Source organism: Mycobacterium lehmannii (genome assembly GCF_001499925.1).
Lineage (GTDB): Bacteria > Actinomycetota > Actinomycetes > Mycobacteriales > Mycobacteriaceae > Mycobacterium > Mycobacterium lehmannii.
Window position 1 is genome coordinate 1 of record NZ_LQIR01000024.1, and the last position, 14,348, is coordinate 14,348.

Below are 14,348 nucleotides of genomic sequence, written 5' to 3' on the forward strand. Positions count from 1 at the left end.
CCCCAGTTCCGGAAGCCCCGCCCGCTCCGGCACCCGCACCCGAAGCGCCCCCCGCGCCCGAGTTCGACGCGTTGGCCGCCCCCGTTCCGGAGGCACCGCCGGCGCCGTTCGACCCGCTGGCCCCGCCGGTGCCCGAGGCGCCTCCGGTCGATGCGCAGACCGTCGCCAACTGGGACGTCGCACCCGACGTGCCGGTCCCGGGTCAGCAGCCGGAACTGTGGTCGCTGCCCGTCGACGCGGCGCTCCAGCCCGCTCCGCAGGTGCCCCCTGCGCCCGCGCCTGCCGTCGAGCCGGTCGCGGCCGACGCCGGTGTTCCGCATATCGCGAGCCCCGACAATCTGCCCGCCGGGACGACCGTTGACCGCGCCCAGGCCGGGGCCGACAGCCCGAACGTCTCCTACTTGAAGGAGATCTGGCACGCGATTCAGACGCAGGACATCACCGGCAAGGATGCGCTGCTCGCGTTGACCCAGCGGCCGCTCACCACGCCGGACGCACCGGGCGGCCAGGCGCCGAACCTGCCGGCTGCGCCGGTCCCGAGCGCACCGCTGCCGCCTGCCTGATCACACCCCGCGCGCTCGAGTGTGGAGTTGACGCACGCTTGCCGCGCTGCGCCGTGCCATAACCCCACACTCGGCGTGAGGAACCGCTACGCGGAGTTCACCCATTCGTCGGAGCCGTCAGCGAAGAACTGGTGCTTCCAGACCGGGAGTCGCTCCTTGACGACGTCGACCAACCGCGCGCACGTCTGGAACGCGGCCGCGCGGTGATCGGCCGCGACGGCGGCAACCAGCGCGGCATCGCCGATCTCGAGGGCCCCGATGCGGTGGCTGACCGCGATTGCCCGGACGCCGTCGGCATCCGCGGCGATCTCGGCGGCCACCTCGGCAAGCGTCTGCGGCGCCGACGGATGCGCCGAATACTCGAGTCGCAGCACCGAACGCCCGCCGTCGTGATCGCGTACGACACCGGAGAAGCTCACCACCGCACCAGCCGAGGCATTGGCGACCAGGGCTTCATGGTCGGCTGACGCGATCGTCTCCTCGCAGAGGTCGGCACGCAGCACCACCGCCGTCATCGCGAGTGATCCTTTCCGCGGATCTGATCGAGCGCATGCTCGAGAACGCGGTCGAGCACGCCCAGTCCGTCTCTGACGCCGCCGGGCGATCCGGGCAGGTTCACGATCAGCGTGCGGTCCTTGACCCCAGATACCCCGCGCGACAGCACCGACGTCGGCACCTTGTCCTCGCCGGCCCGACGGATCGCGTCGGCAAGGCCGGGAATCTGATAGTCGACCAGCGCGGCGGTGGCCTCGGCGGTGCGGTCCGTCGGCGAGATGCCCGTCCCGCCGGAGGTGATCACCACATCGACGCCGTCGGCGACCGCGGCGGAGATGGCGTCGGCCACCGCGTCGCCGTCGGGCACCACCACGGGACCCGGGGTGTCGATGTCACGGCCGGCGAGCCAGTCCACGACGATCGGCCCGCTGCGGTCCTCGTAGACGCCGGCGGCGGCACGCGTGGAGGCGACGACAACCCGACCCGACCGCGTCATCGGGTCCAGGTTCCGGTCTTGCCGCCCTCTTTGCGCAGCACCCGGATGTCGTCGATGCGGGCGGCGGGGTCGACGGCCTTGATCATGTCGTAGAGCGTCAGCGCGGCCACGCTCACCGCAGTCAGCGCCTCCATCTCGACGCCGGTGCGTTCCGTGCTGCGCACGGTGGCGGTGACGTCCACCCGCCCTTCGGCGTCGTCGCTCTCGAAGTCGACGTCGACCCCCGTCAGCGCCAACTGATGGCACAGCGGGATGAGGTCGCTGGTGCGCTTGGCGGCCAGGATGCCTGCGACGCGGGCGGTGGCCAGCGCGTCGCCTTTGGGCAGGCCGCCCAATGCGATCATCGCGACGACGTCGGGCGTCGTGCGGAGGGTTCCGGCCGCGACGGCGGTGCGCTTGGTGATGTCCTTTGCCGTGACGTCGACCATGTGCGCCGCGCCGGTCTCGTCGACGTGTGAGAGGCGGGCCGGCTCGGACACCTACTTGTTGACGACCGTCACCGCGTGCACATACGGCAGGTCGTCCGCAGGCAGCGGGAACGTGATGTCGCCGAAAGGCGACAGCGCGCCGGTACGGTCGGCGGCCAGTTCGCTCACCGCGTGGTCGTCGTCACCGTCGATCTCGGGCCAGCCCGGATCGACGTACCGTTTCTTCCCCTTGTTGTCTGCCACGCCCACATTGTGGCAAATGCCTTCGCCGGTGGCGACACCGCCACACTCCTTTACGCTGGTCAGCAATGACCGAGAACGCATCAGGCCTCCCTCTGGGTGCCTGGTTGGCCGATCTCCCCGACGACCGGCTCGTCCGGCTGCTGGAGCTGCGGCCCGACCTGACCCAACCGCCGCCGGGGTCGATCGCTGCGCTGGCGGCCCGCGCTCAGGCCCGCCAGTCGGTCAAGGCCGCCACCGACGACCTCGACTTCCTGCGGCTCGCCGTGCTCGACGCCCTGCTTGTGCTGCACGCCGACACGACCGCCGTCCCGCTCACCAAACTGCTGGAGCTCATCGGCGACCGGGCACCCGAAGCAGCCGTCGCCGCGGCCGTGGACGATCTGCGCGACCGCGGGCTGGTGTGGGGTGACGCGGCGGTCCGGGTGGCGGCAGAAGCCGTCGCGGGCTTGCCGTGGTACCCCGGTCAGGCCACGGTCGAAGACACCGCCGCGAGCCCACAGGACATCGCCGCCCGTCTGGAAACGCTCGACGAGGCACAGTCCGAGTTGCTGCAGAAGTTGCTCGAGGGTTCGCCGGTGGGCCGCACTCGCGACGCCGCACCCGGCACCCCGTCGGATCGCCCGGTGCAGCGGCTGCTGGCCGCCGGTCTGCTGCGCCAGGTCGACGCGGAAACCGTGATCCTGCCGCGACTCGTGGGCCAAGTGCTGCGCGGTGAACTGCCGGGACCCCTGCAGCTGACCGAACCCGACCCGGTGGTGGCGACGACGACAGCGGCCGACGCCGACGCGGTGGCCGCGGGCGCCGCACTCGACCTTCTCCGCGAGGTGGAGGTGGTGCTCGAAACCCTCGGCGCCACACCGGTTCCGGAGTTGCGCAGCGGTGGGCTCGGTGTGCGCGACGTCAAACGGCTCACCAAGGCCACCGGCATCGACGAACGCCGCCTGGGGCTGATCCTCGAAGTGACCGCGGGTGCTGGCCTCATCTCGGCGGGCATGCCAGAACCCGAACCCGAGGCCGGTGACGGGCCGTACTGGGCGCCGACGGTCTCATCCGACCGGTTCGTCGAATCCCCGACCGCGGTCAAATGGCACCTGCTGGCGACGACCTGGCTGGAGCTTCCAGGCCGGCCGAGCTTGATCGGCAGCCGCGGTCCTGACGGTAAACCCTATGCGGCACTGTCGGATTCGCTGTTCTCCACTGCTGCACCGCTGGACAGGCGACTGCTCCTCGAGGTGCTCGCGAGCCTGCCGGCCGGCGCGGGCGTCGACGCAGATGAGGCGTCGCGGGCAATGATCTGGCGCAGGCCGCGCTGGGGGGTCCGGTTGCAACCTGGGCCGGTCGCCGACCTGCTGACCGAGGCGCACGCGCTCGGACTTGTAGGGCGCGGTGCACTCGCCACCCCCGCTCGGACATTGCTCACCGACGCTCCTGCCGACGACGTCGTCAACGCGATGGACAAGGTGCTGCCCGCACCGATCGACCATTTCCTGCTGCAGGCCGACCTCACGGTCGTCGTCCCCGGCCCGCTGCAGCGAGAGCTGGCCGAACAACTTGCCGCGGTGGCGAGCGTGGAGTCGGCGGGCGCGGCGATGGTGTACCGGATCAGTGAGCCGTCGATCCGCCGCGCGCTCGACACCGGACGCACCGCGGGCGAACTGCACGCCTTCTTCGGTCGCCACTCGAAAACTCCTGTGCCGCAGGGTTTGACGTATCTCATCGACGATGTGGCCCGTCGGCACGGCCAGTTGCGTGTCGGCATGGCGGCGTCGTTCGTGCGGTGCGAGGACGCAGCGCTGCTCGCACAAGCGGTGGGCGCACCGGCGACCGAGGCGCTGGAGATGCGCCTGCTCGCGCCGACGGTCGCGGTGTCGCAGGCGCCGATCGCCGACGTGCTCGCGGCGCTGCGCCAGGCCGGCTTCGCGCCGGCGGCCGAAGACTCGACCGGAGCGATCGTCGACATCCGCGCCCGAGGCGCGCGGGTGCCCGCTCCGCCGGGACGACGGCGCACGTACCGACTCGCCCCGACGCCCACCAGCCAGACGCTCGGTGCGATCGTCGCCGTGCTGCGCAAGGTGGCGTCGGCCCCGACCGGCGGTATGCGGTTGGACCCGGCGGTGGCGATCAACCAGTTGCAGGAGGCCGCGCACATGCAGGCCTCGGTCGTGATCGGGTACGTCGATCCCGCGGGGGTGGCCACCCAACGTGTCGTCGCACCGATCAATGTGCGGGGCGGGCAGCTGACGGCGTACGACCCCGCGTCGGGGCGGGTGCGCGATTTCGCCATCCACCGCATCACCTCGGTGGTCGCCGCCGACGAGCAGTAGCGCGAGCGACCGCGCAATGCCCAGCTCAGATGGCGTGGCGGCGGTCAGACACGGTCTCTCGCGGGTGGGGACGTCCGAGCGGTCTGGATAATGGATGGGATGACCGACGGCCCCCTGATCGTGCAGTCCGACAAGACGGTGCTGCTCGAGGTCGACCATGAACAAGCGGGCGCGGCGCGTGCCGCGATCGCCCCGTTCGCCGAACTCGAGCGCGCCCCCGAGCACATCCACACCTACCGGATCACCCCGCTGGCGCTGTGGAACGCGCGCGCCGCGGGGCACGACGCCGAACAGGTCGTCGACGCGCTGGTGTCGTTCTCCCGCTACGCGGTGCCCCAGCCCCTGCTGGTCGACATCGTCGACACCATGGCTCGCTACGGGCGGCTGCAACTGGTCAAGCATCCGGCTCACGGCCTGATGCTGGTGAGCCTGGACCGCGCCGTGCTCGAGGAGGTGCTGCGCAACAAGAAGATCGCGCCGATGCTTGGCGCGCGCATCGACGACGACACCGTCCTGGTGCACAACAGCGAGCGCGGCCGAGTCAAGCAGATGCTGCTCAAAATCGGCTGGCCCGCAGAGGATCTCGCGGGTTACGTCGACGGCGAGAAGCACCCGATCAGCCTGGCGGAGAGCGGCTGGCACCTCCGCGACTACCAGCAGATGGCCACCGACTCGTTCTGGGAGGGCGGATCCGGGGTCGTCGTGCTGCCCTGCGGCGCGGGCAAGACCCTCGTCGGGGCGGCCGCGATGGCGAAGGCCTCGGCGACCACGCTGATCCTGGTGACCAACACCGTCGCCGGACGGCAGTGGAAACGCGAGCTGATCAACAGGACCTCGCTCACGGAGAACGAAATCGGCGAATACTCCGGGGAACGCAAGGAGATCCGGCCGGTGACCATCGCCACCTACCAGGTGATCACTCGGCGCACCAAGGGCGAGTACCGGCACCTCGAGTTGTTCGACAGCCGCGACTGGGGGCTGATCATCTACGACGAGGTGCATCTGTTGCCCGCACCGGTGTTCCGGATGACGGCCGATCTGCAGTCGCGTCGTCGACTCGGCCTGACCGCCACACTGATTCGTGAAGACGGCCGCGAGGGTGACGTGTTCTCGTTGATCGGACCGAAGCGCTACGACGCGCCGTGGAAGGACATCGAGGCCCAGGGATGGATCGCGCCCGCCGAATGCATCGAGGTGCGAGTGACGATGACCGACAACGAGCGCATGCTGTACGCGACCGCCGAACCCGACGAGCGGTACAAGCTGTGCTCGACGGCGCACACCAAGATCGCGGTGGTCAAGTCGATCCTCGACAAGCACAAGGGCGAGCAGACGTTGGTGATCGGCGCCTACCTCGACCAGCTCGAGGAACTCGGCCGAGAGCTCGACGCGCCGGTCATCCAGGGTTCAACGAAGACCGCGGAGCGCGAAGTGCTTTTCGATCAGTTCCGGCGCGGTGAGATCTCAACGCTGGTCGTGTCGAAGGTCGCCAACTTCTCCATCGACCTGCCGGAAGCCAGTGTCGCCGTGCAGGTTTCGGGCACCTTCGGATCCCGTCAGGAAGAGGCGCAACGCCTGGGGCGGCTGCTGCGGCCCAAGGCCGACGGCGGAGGCGCGATCTTCTACTCCGTCGTCTCGCGCGACAGCCTCGACGCCGAATACGCCGCGCACCGTCAAAGGTTCCTCGCCGAGCAGGGCTACGGCTACGTCATCAAGGACGCCGACGACCTGTTGGGACCCGCGATCTAGACGTGCGGGCCCACCGGGTTCGACACCGTCAGCAAGATCGCGGAGTCCTCGAGCGCCTGCAGTCCGTGCCGGTCCTTGGGCACCACGATGTGGTCGCCTTCGGACCCCTCCCAGTTGGCGGACGCATGGGTCAGCCGTACGCGGCCGTGCAGGACCTGCAGGGTGGCCTCCCCGTTCGTCTCGTGCTCGGTCAGTTCCGAGCCGCCGGTCAGGGCGATCAGCGTCTGACGCAGGGAATGCTCGTGGCCGCCGTAGACCGTGTGCGCGCTGCGACCGCTACTTGCGGCGCGGGCCGTCTCGAGTTGCTCACGTGCGAGCGCGGTCAGCGAGGTCTTGTTCATCGCGGGCTTCCTGTCGAGGGCTGGTCGATTTGGAAATTAAGCAGAGATGCCAATCTTAGTGACGGTCCATCCACCGCAAGCGGCCGCATCGAGACCGTCGTAAATGAGCGTCCGAGGCGGTGAGGCGCTAGCCTGCTTACCCATGACCAGTCGCCGTAGCGCCACGTCCGCTCAGGCGGTCAAAGTCGGACTCGTCGGCGTCGCCATCGGTCTGGGTGCGCTGACGTCGGCAGGGTTCGCGACGGCGGATCCCGAGGTCCCGCCCCTCCCCGCCCCCGGAACTCCCGGCACGCCGCCGGCGCCGGGCCAGCCCTACGCTGCCCCTTCGGCCCCGGGCGACCCGCCGCCCGCGCCTCCACCCGTCGGCGCGCCACCGGTGCCCGAGATTGCGAACCCTCAGTACGGGCAGGGTTCGAGTCCGGGTCCGCTGGGCTTCCTCCGCGATGCGTGGCGCCAGGCCCAGGACCCGTACGGGTTCGCCGCACTGCCGCCCGGCCAGGCACCGGTCGGGGCGCCGCCACCGCCCGGCGCGGGACCCGCGCCGCAGCTACCGCCGGGATACACCTCGTTGAACGCCCCCGAGTCCAACGGCCCGCCGGTGGCAAAGCCTGCCGAAGGCGGTCCACCGCTGCCGCCCGGGTACTACCCGCTGGACGGCCCCCCGCCGCCCGGGTATTACGACGCTCCCCCGCCGGGTCCGGCGATTCCCCCGGAGGGCCCGATTCCACCGACGCCGTGATCAGGTGTTCGCCGCGCCCTAGCTGAGGGCGGGAATGACCTGCTGCTCGAACATCTCGATACCCGAGCGGTCGTACGCGGCTTCCGGGAAGTAGAGGATGGCGTACTCGCAGCCCAGCTGCCGCATCTTGTCCAGCTTCTCGACGACTTGTTCGGGTGTGCCACTTGCTGCTTCGGGAGCGGACACGGAGTTCAGCATCGCGTCGACCGCCGCCTCGTCGGCCTTGGCGACCTGTCGTGCGCGCAGCCGCGCCACGCGTTCCTTGACGTCGGACTCCGATTCGCCGATCACCGCGTTGAAGTTGGCCGAGCGCACGATCGCGTCGTAGTCGGTGCCGACGTCGCGGCAGTGGTCGGCCAGTAGCTGTGACTTGTGGGTGAATCCTCCCGGCTCGCAGGTGAAGTTGGTGTACTGCGCGTATTTCGCCGCGATCTTCAGCGTCACCTTCTCGCCTCCGCCGGCGATCCATAGTGGAATCCCGTTCTCCTGCAGAGGTTTCGGCTGCACAATCGCCCCGGTGACCTGATAGTGCTTGCCGTCGAAACTCACCTTCCCGTCGCGCCATGCGTCGCGCATGATCTGCACACCCTCGTCGAGGCGCCCCAGTCGCGCCCCGGCCGACGGGAATCCGTAACCGTAGGCACGCCATTCGTGTTCGTACCAGCCGCCACCGATGCCCATCTGGATGCGACCGCCGGAAATGATGTCGGCGGTGGCGGCGACCTTGGCCAGATAGACCGGGTTGCGGTAGCTCATCGCCGTGCACATCTGGCCAAGCTTGATGCGCGCCGTCGTCGCGGCGTAGGCGGCCATCAAGGTCCACGCCTCGTGGGTGGCCTCCGTGGTGGGCACCGGCACGGTGTGGAAGTGGTCGTAGACCCACAGCGAGTCCCACGCGTCGCTGCCGTCGGCATACGCGGCGAGGTCGCGCATCACCGCCCACTGCTCGGCGGGAGGAATGTCGATCAAGTCGAGTCGCCAGCCCTGCGGGATGAACAGTCCGAAGCGCATGGAACCCGACTCTAGGCCTACCGGGCCGCCGGGGTCAGCAGGTCGCAGAGCGCGTCGATTCGTGGCGTGCGGACCCCAGACGCGACGTCGTTACCGCATTGCCGCCGCGGCGCGAAAGGTATCAGTTAGCTCCGCTCACCATGAGTCCCGTACTGGGCGTTAGCCTCTCGTGCCGGAGAACGCGCGGTGCGCCGGCGTCGACAGAGGCACTCGAGAAGTTCGACTCGCTTCGCTGACCGGCGCTTTCTGTTGTATGGTGTGGCTCACACGGAGCTGGTCGTGTGATGTGAGACACAGGAATGAGGAGGCGGTCGTGGGTCGTGACCCGATTGACGGGTTCAAGGCGCATCCCGTGCGTCCCGGCGGCGCGGTGCATGTTCGGTGGTTCACTGTCCTGCTGCTGGCGGTCATCGCGATCGCTGCGGTGGCGGGAATCGTCAGCACGGCGGCGATGGGACAGACTCCAGTCGCGATCGCCATCGGCATCGTCACAATGGCGTTCTTCTCCAGAGTCGGGGCCTGAGCCGCGATTCCGAATTTCGTCGGTGGCCGGCGTTAGCCTGACGTCATGGCCCTGTCGAAGGACGAACGCGAACGATTCTTGGCTGAGCCCCACGTCGCCGCGTTGTCGGTCGGTGCGGGTGACAAGCGTGGCCCGCTGACCGTTCCCGTCTGGTACCAGTACGCGCCCGGTGGTGAACCGTGGGTGCTCACCGGGGACGGCTCACGCAAGCACCGACTCATCGAGAGCCAGGGCGAGTTCACGCTGATGGTCCAGCGCCTCGAGCCGACGGTCCGGTACGTGGCGGTCGACGGCCCGGTCAGCCGCATCGAGCCCGGCACCGACGAGCGACTCGTCGAGGTCACCAAACGCTATCTGCCGCCCGAAAAGGTCGATGCGTACCTCGAATACGCCCGCCGCGAGCACGGCGCCAGCGTGGTGGTCTTCATGAAGCCGCAACACTGGTTGTCGGCTGACCTCGGGGCGTTCTAGCGCGGCTCGAACAGCGCGGCGACGGCGGGCAGGCTCACCTTCAGCGCCGGGTTGCGCGGTAGTTCGTCGACGACCGTGAACGCCACCGGCACGTTGTACACGGGCAGCGAGCGCCGCACCAGGTCGGCAAGTTCGTCGTCAGAGGGCACCGGCATTCCCGGCGACACCTCGACGGCCGCGACCGGCACCTCGCCCAAGCGGGCGTCGCGCACGCCGACCACGCAGGCGTCGCGGACGGCGGGATGTGAGATCAGCACGCGCCGAACGGTTTCCGGCAGAACCTTGAAGCCACCGCGGTTGATCGCCCCGTCGGCCCTTCCATGCAGCGTGACGAACCCGTCGTCGTCCATCGAGGCAATGTCGGTGGTGCGGATCCAGTCCGGCCCGATCGGTGCGACCTTGGCCTCCAGCAGGCCTTGCTCGCCTGCCGCAAGCTCGCCTCCGGTGTCCGGGTCGACGATGCGCAACTCGACGTCGGGCAGGGCCCTGCCGACGCTATTGCGCTTGGCCGAACCGAAGTCGCGTTGCATCTCCGGAGTCCATGCGCACAGTGACCCCGCGAATTCCGTTGCGCCGTAGGCCAGCACGATTGGAATGCCGTATTTCGCCTCGAACTCGTCGCGGATCTCTGGGTCCAGCGGGCCGGACGCGCTGATCAGGAAGTCCAGCGACGCCAGATCTTCCTTCGCGACGTCGGCGTCCAGCAGCATCCGGATGACGGCGGGCTGCACGCCCGAACGGGTGATGCGGTGCCGCTTGACGAGATCCACGTAGTCCTCGACGGTGAATCGCTCGAGCATCGCGATCCGCCGGCCGTTGTACACACCGGCGATCAGTTGGCAGACACCGATTCCGGCGAACTGCCAGTAGGCGAGCTCCGGCGGGGCGTCGGCCGGTGCGGTCTCGCCGCTGGTAACGCTGAACACCGTACGCTCGAGCACCGGGGTCCTGATCGACTGCCGCTTCGGCGGTCCCGTCGTGCCGCTCGTCAGAATCTGCAGTGCGACACCGGGTTCGGGCTCAGCATGGGCGCGCTGGGGATCTCGCCGCTCCAGCCCGGGCACCGCAGCGACGACCGGTTGGCGCGCCGATATCTCCACGCCCGCGCTGCCTGCCCGCCGAGCCGCGTCGATGACCGGCGGGGTCCAGTCCTCACCGTCGGCGACGACGGCCGAGAGTGCGAGCGCCTCGATGTCGCGGCCGATCGCCTCGGGCGACTGGAACGAGTAGATCATCGACACCGTGCGGCCCTCGGCGAGGAAGCCGATGATCACCGCGGCATGCGGCAACCGGTTCCTGACCACCAAACCGACCGGGGCATCGTCGGGCACACCCGCAGCCCGCAGCGCCTGCGCGATGGCATGGCGGTATGCCGTCACCTCGTCGCCGCTGTACCAGCGCCCCTCGAACTCGATACAGGGATTACCGCCGTAGCGGGCCAACCCGGCCGCGAACTCGTCGGTGAAGCTTTCCGGCACGGCGTCAATGTAGCGAATCACCCGACCCGTCAAAGCGGCGAGCGCTCACCGTTGAACGAAATCCGTACAACGGTGAGCGCTCGGCCCGATGGAGTTGGGCGTCAGGTCAGCGACGCCGGCGGGTTGAACCGCTCGCCGTACTTGGCCGCGAGTTCCTTGGCGCGGGCCACGAAGGCCTCCTTGCCGACGCCACCCGGCCCCTGGTAGCCGACGATGAACTGCGCCGAACCACCGGTGTAGGGCGGGAAGCCGATACCCATGATCGAGCCGATGTTTGCGTCGGCGGTCGAGGTGAGCACGCCCTCGTCGAGGCACTTCTGGGTTTCCAGCGCCTCGGCAAAGAGCATGCGATCGATCATGTCCTGCAACGGGATCGAGGTGCTGTCCGAGTTGAACGTGTCGGCCAGCCCTGGCCACAGCCCGACGCGTTTGCCGTCGGCGTACTCGTAGAAGCCCGCGCCCTTCAGCCGCGACGGCCGTCCGATCTCGATCATCTTCTCGACGACCGCCTCGGCCGGGTGCGGCTCGTACGTGCCGCCCGTGCTCTCGACACCCTTGCGGGTGGCGACGGCGATCTTGTGCATCAGCTCGAGGTTGAGCTCGTCGGACAGCTGCAGCGGCGGCGCCGGGTAGCCCGCCTGCGAGCCGGCCTGCTCGATGCTCGCCGCCGCAATGCCCTCACCGAGCATCGCCAGCGCCTCGTTGACGAAGGTGCCGATGACGCGGCTGGTGAAGAAGCCGCGACTGTCGTTCACCACGATCGGGGTCTTGCCGATGGCCAGCGTGTAGTCGAACACCCGGGCCAACGCCTCGTCAGAGGTCTTCTCGCCCTTGATGATCTCCACCAGTGGCATCTTGTCGACCGGCGAGAAGAAGTGGATGCCGATGAAGTCCTCTTGGCGCTTCACGCCGGTCGCCAAACCGGTGATCGGCAGCGTCGAGGTGTTCGATCCCAGCAGCGCGTTGGGCTCGACGATGTCCTCGATCTCCTGGAACACCTTGTGCTTGAGGTCCTGATCCTCGAACACCGCCTCGACGACGAAGTCGACACCCTTCAGGTCCGCGGGATCGCCCGTCGGCGTGATGCGGGCCAGCAGCGCGTCGGAGCGCTCCTGGGTGGTCTTGCCCCGCTCGAGCGCCTTGGCCTCGAGCTTCTCCGAATAGCCCTTGCCCTTCTGGGCGGCTTCGAGGCTGACGTCCTTGAGCACCACGTCGAACCCGGCCTTGGCCGATACGTAGGCGATGCCGGCGCCCATCATGCCCGCGCCCAGCACGCCGATCTTGTTGATCTTGACGGGCTCGATACCGTCGGGCCGCGACGCGCCGCCGTTGATGGCCTGCAGGTCGAAGAAGAACGCCTGGATCATGTTCTTGGCCGTCTGGCCGGTGACCAGCTGGGTGAAGTAGCGGCTCTCGATGCGGCTGGCGGTGTCGAAGTCGACCTGCGCACCCTCGACGGCCGCGTTGAGGATCGCCCGCGGCGCCGGCATCGGCGCACCCTTGAGCTGCTTTTTCAGCAGCGCAGGGAACGAGGGCAGGATGCTGGCCAAGCCAGGCGATGTCGGCGTGCCGCCGGGCATCTTGTACCCCTTGGCATCCCAGGGCTGGGTGTGCGCGTCGGGGTTGGCTTTGATCCACGCCTTGGCTGCGGGCACCAACTCCTCCACCGTCGGCAGCACCTCGTCGACTAGGCCGACCTCCTTGGCCTTACCCGGCTTGAACCGGGTGCCCTGGCTCAGCACCTCCATGAAGGCCTTCTGGATGCCGAACATCCGCACGCTGCGGGCGACACCGCCGCCGCCGGGCAGCAGACCCAGCGTCACCTCGGGGAAGCCGACGACGGCGCCCTTCACATCGGCGATGATCCGGTGGTGGCAGGCCAGCGCGATCTCCAGGCCGCCACCGAGCGCCGCGCCGTTGATGGCGGCAACGACCGGCTTGCCCAGCGTCTCGAGCTTGCGCAGGTCGGCTTTGATCGCCTCCGGGGTGGCGAACGCCTCCGCGGCGTCATCGGGGCCGAGGTTGATCATTCCCTTGAGGTCACCACCGGCGAAGAAGGTCTTCTTCGCGCTGGTGATGACGACGCCGGTTATCGAATCCTTCTCGGCGACAAGGCGTTCGACCGCATTGTGCATGGACTCGGTGTAGTGCTCGTTCATCACGTTGGCCGAACCGGTCGGATCATCGAGCGTCAGGGTGACGATGCCGTCGGCATCCTGGTCCCACTGAATGGTGTTCTCTGCCATGTTGTTTCCTTAAACCCTCAGACTCGTGCTAGACGCGCTCGATGATGGTGGCCACGCCCATGCCGCCGCCGATGCACAGCGTGATCAGGGCACGCCGCGCGTTGCGACGCTCGAGCTCGTCGACCATGGTTCCGGTGATCATGGCGCCCGTGGCGCCCAGCGGGTGGCCCATCGCGATGGCGCCACCGTTGACGTTGAGCTTCTCGTCGGGGATGTCGAGGTCCTTCTGGAACTTCAGCACCACCGAGGCGAACGCCTCGTTCAGCTCGAACAGGTCGATGTCGTCGACCGTGAGACCGGCGCGGTCGAGCACCTTGCGGGTGGCCGGCGTCGGACCGGTGAGCATGATGACCGGATCGGCGCCACTGGTGGCGGTGGCCACGATGCGCGCCCGCGGGGTCAGGCCCTGCGACTGGCCCGCTTTTTCACTGCCGACGAGCACCAGCGCGGCGCCGTCGACGATGCCGGAGCTGTTGCCGCCGGTGTGGACGTGGTTGATCTTCTCGACGAAGTGATACTTCTGCAGCGCCACGTCGTCGAACCCGCCCATCGCGCCGACGCCGTCGAACGCGGTCTTGAGTTGACCGAGGCCCTCCAGCGTGGTGTCGGGGCGCATGTGCTCATCGTGATCGAGAATCACGAGGCCGTTCTGGTCGCGCACCGGCACGACGGACTTGGCGAAGTAGCCGCCCGACCAGGCCGCGGCGGCTTTCTCCTGGCTGCGCAGCGCGTAGCGGTCGACGTCCTCGCGGGAGAAGCCTTCGATCGTCGCGATCAGGTCGGCGCCGATGCCCTGCGGGACGAAGCCGATGCGGTAGTTCGTCTCCGGATCCGAAGCCCATGCGCCGCCGTCGGAGCCCATCGGCACACGGCTCATCGACTCGACACCGCCGGCGAGCACCAGGTCGTCCCAGCCGGACCGCACCTTCTGGGCGGCGGTGTTGACGGCCTCGAGACCCGAGGCGCAGAACCGGTTGAGCTGGAACCCGCCGGTGGTCTCGGGCAGCTTGGCCACCAGCGCCGCGGTCCGGGCGATGTCGCCGCCCTGGTCGCCGACGGGGGACACACAACCGAGGATGACGTCGCTGATCAGCGTCTCGTCGAGGTCGGGGTGGCGGCTGCGGATCTCCTCGATCAGGCCGACGACCAGGTTGACGGGCTTGACCTCGTTGAGCGCGCCGTTCTTGTTCTTGCCGCGAGGCGTACGAATGGCCTCGTAGATGAAGGCTTCTTCAGACATG

At 68.7% G+C, this 14,348-nt stretch carries 14 protein-coding genes and 1 pseudogene; 6 read left to right on the forward strand and 9 right to left on the reverse strand.

Going from position 1 to position 14,348, the window contains the following annotated elements; translation table 11 throughout:
- A pseudogene (locus AU192_RS25720) lies at positions 1-563 on the forward strand (transglycosylase family protein); the annotation flags it as partial.
- 86 nt (positions 564-649) lie between these two features.
- Here AU192_RS25720 and AU192_RS14925 read toward each other — a convergent pair.
- The 4 genes from AU192_RS14925 to AU192_RS14940 are packed head-to-tail and all read right to left on the reverse strand — an operon-like array spanning position 650 to position 2,225.
- On the reverse strand, positions 650-1,078 hold the full coding sequence (locus AU192_RS14925) for a molybdenum cofactor biosynthesis protein MoaE (RefSeq protein WP_064397480.1): 429 nt from the start codon (positions 1,076-1,078) through the stop codon (positions 650-652).
- Complete coding sequence (locus tag AU192_RS14930) at positions 1,075-1,554, reverse strand: MogA/MoaB family molybdenum cofactor biosynthesis protein (RefSeq protein ID WP_064397482.1); 480 nt, start codon at positions 1,552-1,554, stop codon at positions 1,075-1,077. Before AU192_RS14930 ends, AU192_RS14925 begins: the two co-directional genes overlap by 4 nt.
- Positions 1,551-2,033, reverse strand: a complete 483-nt coding sequence (gene moaC / locus AU192_RS14935; RefSeq protein ID WP_082695023.1) for a cyclic pyranopterin monophosphate synthase MoaC — start codon at positions 2,031-2,033, stop codon at positions 1,551-1,553. Before moaC ends, AU192_RS14930 begins: the two co-directional genes overlap by 4 nt.
- Positions 2,034-2,225 carry a hypothetical protein gene (locus tag AU192_RS14940; protein ID WP_120275660.1) on the reverse strand — a complete coding sequence of 64 codons (192 nt, stop codon included), beginning with the start codon at positions 2,223-2,225 and terminating at the stop codon, positions 2,034-2,036.
- A gap of 65 nt (positions 2,226-2,290) precedes the next feature.
- Between AU192_RS14940 and AU192_RS14945 the strand changes: the two genes are divergently transcribed.
- Both AU192_RS14945 and AU192_RS14950 read left to right on the forward strand, forming a co-directional pair.
- The gene (locus tag AU192_RS14945; RefSeq protein ID WP_064397485.1) at positions 2,291-4,549 is read left to right on the forward strand and encodes a helicase-associated domain-containing protein; all 2,259 of its coding nucleotides are present in this window, start codon (positions 2,291-2,293) and stop codon (positions 4,547-4,549) included.
- Positions 4,550-4,648: 99 nt separating this feature from the next.
- Complete coding sequence (locus AU192_RS14950) at positions 4,649-6,298, forward strand: DNA repair helicase XPB (RefSeq protein ID WP_064397487.1); 1,650 nt, start codon at positions 4,649-4,651, stop codon at positions 6,296-6,298.
- On the opposite strand, the gene AU192_RS14955 is transcribed toward AU192_RS14950, so the two are convergent.
- Complete coding sequence (locus tag AU192_RS14955; RefSeq protein ID WP_064397489.1) at positions 6,295-6,639, reverse strand: cupin domain-containing protein; 345 nt, start codon at positions 6,637-6,639, stop codon at positions 6,295-6,297. The two genes, AU192_RS14950 and AU192_RS14955, sit on opposite strands and share 4 nt — an antisense overlap.
- 142 nt (positions 6,640-6,781) lie before the next feature.
- Between AU192_RS14955 and AU192_RS14960 the strand changes: the two genes are divergently transcribed.
- Complete coding sequence (locus tag AU192_RS14960; protein WP_064397491.1) at positions 6,782-7,378, forward strand: hypothetical protein; 597 nt, start codon at positions 6,782-6,784, stop codon at positions 7,376-7,378.
- 18 nt (positions 7,379-7,396) lie between these two features.
- Here AU192_RS14960 and AU192_RS14965 read toward each other — a convergent pair whose 3' ends face one another.
- Positions 7,397-8,389: an LLM class F420-dependent oxidoreductase gene (locus tag AU192_RS14965; RefSeq protein ID WP_064397493.1), complete on the reverse strand. Its 993-nt coding sequence runs from the start codon at positions 8,387-8,389 to the stop codon at positions 7,397-7,399.
- Between the two features lie 313 nt (positions 8,390-8,702).
- Between AU192_RS14965 and AU192_RS14970 the strand changes: the two genes are divergently transcribed.
- Together AU192_RS14970 and AU192_RS14975 are read left to right on the forward strand one after the other, a co-directional pair.
- On the forward strand, positions 8,703-8,912 hold the full coding sequence (locus AU192_RS14970; protein ID WP_064417948.1) for a hypothetical protein: 210 nt from the start codon (positions 8,703-8,705) through the stop codon (positions 8,910-8,912).
- Positions 8,913-8,957: 45 nt separating this feature from the next.
- Positions 8,958-9,383 carry a pyridoxamine 5'-phosphate oxidase family protein gene (locus AU192_RS14975; RefSeq protein WP_064397498.1) on the forward strand — a complete coding sequence of 142 codons (426 nt, stop codon included), beginning with the start codon at positions 8,958-8,960 and terminating at the stop codon, positions 9,381-9,383.
- Here AU192_RS14975 and AU192_RS14980 read toward each other — a convergent pair.
- The 3 genes from AU192_RS14980 to AU192_RS14990 form a co-directional block, all read right to left on the reverse strand.
- Positions 9,380-10,861 carry a class I adenylate-forming enzyme family protein gene (locus tag AU192_RS14980; RefSeq protein ID WP_082695025.1) on the reverse strand — a complete coding sequence of 494 codons (1,482 nt, stop codon included), beginning with the start codon at positions 10,859-10,861 and terminating at the stop codon, positions 9,380-9,382. The genes AU192_RS14975 and AU192_RS14980 overlap by 4 nt on opposite strands.
- A gap of 101 nt (positions 10,862-10,962) precedes the next feature.
- Positions 10,963-13,107 carry a 3-hydroxyacyl-CoA dehydrogenase NAD-binding domain-containing protein gene (locus tag AU192_RS14985; RefSeq protein WP_064397501.1) on the reverse strand — a complete coding sequence of 715 codons (2,145 nt, stop codon included), beginning with the start codon at positions 13,105-13,107 and terminating at the stop codon, positions 10,963-10,965.
- A gap of 28 nt (positions 13,108-13,135) precedes the next feature.
- Positions 13,136-14,347 (reverse strand): acetyl-CoA C-acetyltransferase, encoded by a 1,212-nt coding sequence (locus AU192_RS14990; protein WP_064397504.1) that lies wholly within the window; start codon positions 14,345-14,347, stop codon positions 13,136-13,138.
- Between the last annotated feature and the right edge of the window lies 1 nt (position 14,348).

What these genes read in the sequence shown, in the direction of transcription:
- AU192_RS14945 (WP_064397485.1), top strand. Translation starts at nt 2,291, where the DNA reads ATGACCGAGAACGCATCAGGCCTCCCTCTGGGTGCCTGGTTGGCCGAT.
- AU192_RS14930 (WP_064397482.1), bottom strand. Translation starts at nt 1,554, where the DNA reads ATGACGCGGTCGGGTCGGGTTGTCGTCGCCTCCACGCGTGCCGCCGCC.
- AU192_RS14975 (WP_064397498.1), top strand. Translation starts at nt 8,958, where the DNA reads ATGGCCCTGTCGAAGGACGAACGCGAACGATTCTTGGCTGAGCCCCAC.
- AU192_RS14950 (WP_064397487.1), top strand. Translation starts at nt 4,649, where the DNA reads ATGACCGACGGCCCCCTGATCGTGCAGTCCGACAAGACGGTGCTGCTC.
- AU192_RS14990 (WP_064397504.1), bottom strand. Translation starts at nt 14,347, where the DNA reads ATGTCTGAAGAAGCCTTCATCTACGAGGCCATTCGTACGCCTCGCGGC.
- AU192_RS14965 (WP_064397493.1), bottom strand. Translation starts at nt 8,389, where the DNA reads ATGCGCTTCGGACTGTTCATCCCGCAGGGCTGGCGACTCGACTTGATC.
- AU192_RS14955 (WP_064397489.1), bottom strand. Translation starts at nt 6,639, where the DNA reads ATGAACAAGACCTCGCTGACCGCGCTCGCACGTGAGCAACTCGAGACG.
- AU192_RS14985 (WP_064397501.1), bottom strand. Translation starts at nt 13,107, where the DNA reads ATGGCAGAGAACACCATTCAGTGGGACCAGGATGCCGACGGCATCGTC.
- AU192_RS14960 (WP_064397491.1), top strand. Translation starts at nt 6,782, where the DNA reads ATGACCAGTCGCCGTAGCGCCACGTCCGCTCAGGCGGTCAAAGTCGGA.
- AU192_RS14925 (WP_064397480.1), bottom strand. Translation starts at nt 1,078, where the DNA reads ATGACGGCGGTGGTGCTGCGTGCCGACCTCTGCGAGGAGACGATCGCG.